This window comes from Kitasatospora sp. NPDC091257 (genome assembly GCF_044757675.1).
GTDB classification, from domain to species: domain Bacteria; phylum Actinomycetota; class Actinomycetes; order Streptomycetales; family Streptomycetaceae; genus Kitasatospora; species Kitasatospora lactacystinica.
In genome coordinates this window covers 1-4,950 of sequence record NZ_JBIVVI010000693.1, presented here as the reverse complement: position 1 = coordinate 4,950, position 4,950 = coordinate 1, and the positions used below count along the sequence as shown (strand labels likewise).

The following is a 4,950-nucleotide window of genomic DNA, read 5'->3' as shown; positions in this document are numbered from 1 at the left end:
GTCATGGGGGTCAGCGTAACCGTCGGCCCGGCGGTACGCCCGGCGTGGTCCAGGCCTGCTTCCGGCCAGCTTCGTTTTCCGTGGTCAACCGCCAAGATCCGTTACAGGAACGATAATTGCGCATGTCGCGCCGGTGTCGCGATGGCCGGAACCAGTCCCTCCGGTGCTGTCGGGTGGCCGAATCCGTCCGGCACGATTCGTGAGGGACCTTGTTCGGCCCAAAATGCAGCACCTACGCTCCGAGGAAGTTCAGCGGAGCCGCCACGGGGCTCCGCCGGCCGCTGGGGGGCGGCGTCCTTTTCCTTGTGGTCGTCATCGAGAGCCTCGGTGGAAACCGCCCCGGCCGCTCCCACCCGACCATGTCCTGCTTCGGATTCCTGCTTCAGAGACGGGGTGTTGTGCCATGGGGATTTCCATTCTGGACGACGAGGCGGTGGTGGTCCGCACGCCCGACGAGTTCCTCGCGATGCCGGAGGAGTACCGGGAGATCGCGATCCGCGGCATGGTGGTCAACACCGAGGGCGAGCTCTCCGGCGGCGACGACTACGTGCAGGTCTTCCTGCCGCTGGCCCCCGACGCGGAGGAGCGGCAGGTCTGCGCCGAGCGTGCCGCCGAGGAGTACGACCACTACAAGATCGGCAAGCGGGTCCTCGCCGAGATCGGCGTGGACACCGGCTACATGGAGAAGCAGACCCTGGCCGAGCGGAACCTGTTCCGGGCCCAGGAGTTCCACAACTGCACCACCTGGGCCGAGCGCGGGATCTTCTCCTACATCGGGGAGGAGACGGCCATGGTGATGATCTCCGAGTTCGCGCAGAGCAGCTACCGCCCCTGGGCCGACGCGGTGCGCACCATCATCCTCGACGAGAAGGTGCACATCGCCCACGGCGCCCGGGTGTGCCGCAACCTCGCCGCCACCGACGACGGCCGCGAGCAGCTCCAGCAGGCCCTGGACCGGCTGTGGCCGACCTTCATCCGGATCTTCGGCAGCCCGCGCTCCGAGCGCGCCAGGCTGGCCGTCCGCTTCGGCCTGCGACAGACCACCAACGGCCAGGCCTGCGACCTGTGGCGGGAGAAGGTCACCCCGCGCATCAAGAACCTGGGTCTGCGCCTCCCGGAGTAGCAGTCGCAGCAGCACGCCGATCCCGCGACTCCCGAGGAGCCCACCGCCATGGCAACACCCGTCACCATCGAACAGCGCCCGCTGAGCCGGCGCGAGGCCAAGGCGCGAACCGCCGAACTCCTCGCCGACCGGCCCGACCTGGCCGAACGCCTGCACCGGCTGCGCCGGCTGGGGCGCGAGGTCCGGTCCTGCGAGGTCCACCTCACCAACACCTGCAACATCCGCTGCAAGGGCTGCTGGTACTTCGAGGGCGGCTTCGACACGGCCGTCAAGGAACTCTCCGACCTGGACCGCATCCGGGCCTTCGCCCGCAAGCTGGCCGACGACGGCGTCAACCAGGCCACCCTGATCGGCGGCGAGCCCACCCTCGTCCCGCGCCGGGTCGAGGCCTTCGTCGAACAGCTGCCGTACATCACCATCTCCACCAACGGCCTGCGCCCGATGCCCAAGCAGGGCTTCGAGAAGATCGCCATCGCGGTCAGCATCTTCGGCGGCGGCCCGCTCGACGACGACCTGCGCGCGATCCGGGTCAACGGCTCCAAGTTCACCGGCCTGTTCGACACCGCGCTCAAGCACTACCGCGACGACCAGCGGGCGCTGTTCATCTACGCGCTCTCCGAGGCCGGGGTCGAGCACATCGAGCCCACCGTGCGGAAGATCGCCGAGAACGGCAACATCGTCACCTTCAACTTCTACAGCGAGCACGGCACCGAGACCCCGCTGAAGATCGCCAATGAGCAGCGGGTGCTGGACGAGGCGCAGCGGGTCAAGGACCTCTACCCGCACGCGGTGGTGAGCCACCCGTACTTCATCCGGACCCTGGTGACCGGCCGGACGCACTGGGGCGGCCGCTTCGGCTACGACGTCTGCCCCAGCCTCAGCGTCGACGCCCCCGAGCACGAGGACCGCGTCGCCAACGGCAACCCGGTCATCCCCGGCTTCAACGTCTGGGGCGCCGACTACGAGTCGCTCCAGTTCTGCTGCACCTCCGGCGACTGCGGCGGCTGCCGGGACAGCCAGGCCGTCTACAGCTGGCTGGTGGTCAGCGCCAACCGTTTCCTGGACGACGCGGCCCGGCTGGAGCAGTGGCTGGACATCGCCGAGAGCTACTGGCGCCAGTGGCACTGGGCCCCGTACCACGCGAGCAAGGCCGGCCCCACGGCCTGAGCCCACCGCCCCTGCGCGCCGTCCCCGGCCACCGCCCCCACGGCACCGCCCGTACGTCCCCCGCACCGCCACCGCCGCCCCGCGCGGACGAGGAGAGCCATGCCCGACACACTGGACCGCACCGCCATCGAGAACTTCGTCGTCGACGCCCTGGTCGACCTCGGCGTCGAACGCGAGGGCATCGTCGACGACGCCGCCCTGGACGAGCTGGAGATCGACTCGCTCGACATGGTCGAGCTCAGCCAGTCCATCCGCAAGCAGCTGGGCATCCCGGTGAAGCCCAAGGACTTCGACCAGCTGTACACCGTCGGCGAGGTGCTCGCCCTGTGCCGCCACAAGGCCGGGCTGGAGTGACGCCCCGGGCCGTCGTCACGGGCCTGGGCGCGGTGACCCCGCTGGGCGTGGGCGCCGACGAGCTGCACCGGCGCGCGGTGGCCGGCGAGAGCGGGCTCGCCGACGGGCTCGGGCTGTGCCGGGACTTCCGGCCCGCCGACCACCTGTCGCGCCAGCAGATCCGCCGCACCGACCGCTTCACCCAGCTCGCGCTCGTGGCCGCCGCCGAGGCCCTGGCCCAGGCGGGATGGACGGACGGCCCGCCGCCCTACCCCGCCGAGCGGGTCGCCTGCGTGGTCGGCTGCGCGCTCGGCGGGACGGCGAGCTTCGAGAGCCAGGCCGAGGTGCTCCGGCAGCAGGGCGGGGACTTCGTCTCCCCGCTCATGGTGCCCGCCATGATGGCCAACGCCGGGGCCTCGCAGATCGCCCAGCGGTACGGCTTCCGGGGCGAGGCGCTCTGCCTGGCCTCGGCCTGCAGCAGCGCGACCCAGGCGATCGGCACCGCCCTGCTGCTGCTCGCCGCCGGCGCCGCCGACGCGGTGGTGGTCGGCGGCGCCGAGGCCTCCACCTCCGACCTGGTGCGGGCCGCCTTCCGGACCGCCGGCGCGCTGTCCGAGAGCGGCCGCTCGGTGCCCTTCGACCGCGACCGGGACGGCCTGCTGATCGGCGAGGGCGCCGGAATCCTGGTGCTGGAGACGGCCGGTGGCGCCGCCGCCCGGGGCGCCACCGTGCTCGGCGAGGTGCTCGGCTACGGCGCCACCTGCGACGCCCACCACCTCACCGCCCCGGACCCGACCGGGGAGCCCGCGGCCCGCGCCGTCACCCTGGCGCTCGACGCGGCCGGGGTCACGCCCGGACAGCTCGGCTACCTCAACGCGCACGGCACCGGCACCGTCCTCAACGACCGCTCGGAGTGCGAGGCGCTGCGGCTGGCCCTCGGACCGGCTCTGGAAGGGATTCCGCTGTCCTCCACCAAGTCCTGCACGGGCCACCTCTTCGGCGCGGCCGGCGCGGTCGAGGCCATCGCCACCCTGCAGGCGCTGCGCCACGCCACCGCCCCGCCCACCGTCGGGCTGCGCGAGCCCGACGAGAAGCTCGGCCCGCTGAACCTGATCCACCGCGCCACCGCGCTCGCCGCCCCCGCCCTGCCCGGCGGCCGCCGGGCAGGGCTCTCCACCTCCTTCGGGTTCGGCGGACACAACGCGGCCCTGGTGCTGGCGGCAGCCGACGCGATCGGTACGACGAAAGGCCAGGAGTGATGCTCGGCTTCCACGGACGCCGCTATCTGATCACCGGGGTGCTCAACCAGGACTCCATCGCCTGGCACACCGCCAGGGCGCTCCAGGAGGCGGGCGCGGAGGTCCTGCTCACCGGCTTCGGCCGGGCCCGGCGGATCACCGAGAAGGCGGCGGACGTCCTGCCCCGCCCCACCGAGGTGCTGGAACTGGACGTCACCCGGCCCGAGGACTTCACCCGGCTGGTCAAGGAACTGGAGCAGCGCTGGGGCGGGGTCGACGGCGTGCTGCACGCCGTCGCCGCCGCACAGCAGACGGCGCTGAGCGGCAACTTCCTCACCACCCCGCCCGAGGCCGCCGGACAGGCGCTGCACACCGCCGCCGTCTCCCTGCACTCGCTGGCCACCGCGCTCGCCCCGCTGCTCACCGCCGACGGACGGCGCGGCAGCGTCGTCGGGCTGGACTTCGACGCCAGCGGCGCCTGGGCCGGCTACGACTGGATGGGCGTGAGCAAGGCGGCCCTCGGCGCGGTCTGCCGCTACCTGGCGATGTACCTCGGGCCGTCCGGCATCCGGGTCAACCTGGTGGCGGCCGGCCCGGTGGAGACCGTCGCCGGGCAGGCGATCAGCACCTTCGACCGGATCGCCGACCGCTGGCAGGCCGAGGCCCCGCTCGGCTGGGACCGCAGCGACCCGGCCGTGGTGGTCGGACCGGTGCTGTTCCTGCTCTCCGACCTCGCGGCCACCGTCAGCGGGGAGATCCTGCACGCGGACGGCGGGATGCACGCCGTCCGGATGGGTACCGGCCCGGCCTTCGCGGAAGGGGGCGCGGCATGACGGCGGCCATCGTGGGCGTGGGCGCGGCACTGCCCGAACGCGTCGTCCCCAACGCCTACTTCGAGCGGATCGGCGCCTCCCCGGAGTGGATCGTCAAACGGACCGGCATCGAGGAGCGCCGCTTCCTCGCGCCGGACGGCCGGCTCGCCGACCTCGTGGTGGCCGCCGCCGAGCAGGCGCTGCGCCGCGCCGGGCGCACCGCCGCGAGCATCCGGCACGTCGTGGTCGCCACCATCACCCCCGACCGGGTCACCCC

At 72.6% G+C, this 4,950-nt stretch carries 5 protein-coding genes and 1 pseudogene; all 6 read left to right on the top strand.

Going from position 1 to position 4,950, the window contains the following annotated elements; all coding sequences use genetic code 11:
* Positions 1 to 403: 403 nt before the first annotated feature.
* Positions 404 to 1,123, top strand: a complete 720-nt coding sequence (locus ACIQOV_RS27480; RefSeq protein ID WP_380356263.1) for a Phenylacetic acid catabolic protein — start codon at positions 404 to 406, stop codon at positions 1,121 to 1,123.
* Positions 1,124 to 1,171: 48 nt separating this feature from the next.
* Complete coding sequence (locus ACIQOV_RS27475; protein WP_401052956.1) at positions 1,172 to 2,290, top strand: radical SAM protein; 1,119 nt, start codon at positions 1,172 to 1,174, stop codon at positions 2,288 to 2,290.
* A 99-nt stretch (positions 2,291 to 2,389) separates the two neighbouring features.
* Positions 2,390 to 2,644, top strand: coding sequence for an acyl carrier protein (locus ACIQOV_RS27470; protein ID WP_359898410.1), 255 nt, complete (start codon positions 2,390 to 2,392; stop codon positions 2,642 to 2,644).
* Entirely contained in the window at positions 2,641 to 3,882 is a 1,242-nt protein-coding gene (locus ACIQOV_RS27465; protein ID WP_401052953.1) for a beta-ketoacyl-[acyl-carrier-protein] synthase family protein, read from the top strand. The genes ACIQOV_RS27470 and ACIQOV_RS27465 overlap by 4 nt, the downstream gene beginning before the upstream one ends.
* Complete coding sequence (gene fabI / locus ACIQOV_RS27460) at positions 3,882 to 4,694, top strand: enoyl-ACP reductase FabI (RefSeq protein WP_401052950.1); 813 nt, start codon at positions 3,882 to 3,884, stop codon at positions 4,692 to 4,694. Before ACIQOV_RS27465 ends, fabI begins: the two co-directional genes overlap by 1 nt.
* A pseudogene (locus tag ACIQOV_RS27455) lies at positions 4,691 to 4,950 on the top strand (ketoacyl-ACP synthase III); the annotation flags it as partial. The gene fabI and the pseudogene ACIQOV_RS27455, both read left to right, overlap by 4 nt.

Excerpts from the sequence above, each read along its gene's own strand:
- fabI (WP_401052950.1), top strand. The coding sequence starts at position 3,882 with ATGCTCGGCTTCCACGGACGCCGCTATCTGATCACCGGGGTGCTCAAC.
- ACIQOV_RS27480 (WP_380356263.1), top strand. The coding sequence starts at position 404 with ATGGGGATTTCCATTCTGGACGACGAGGCGGTGGTGGTCCGCACGCCC.
- ACIQOV_RS27475 (WP_401052956.1), top strand. The coding sequence starts at position 1,172 with ATGGCAACACCCGTCACCATCGAACAGCGCCCGCTGAGCCGGCGCGAG.
- ACIQOV_RS27470 (WP_359898410.1), top strand. The coding sequence starts at position 2,390 with ATGCCCGACACACTGGACCGCACCGCCATCGAGAACTTCGTCGTCGAC.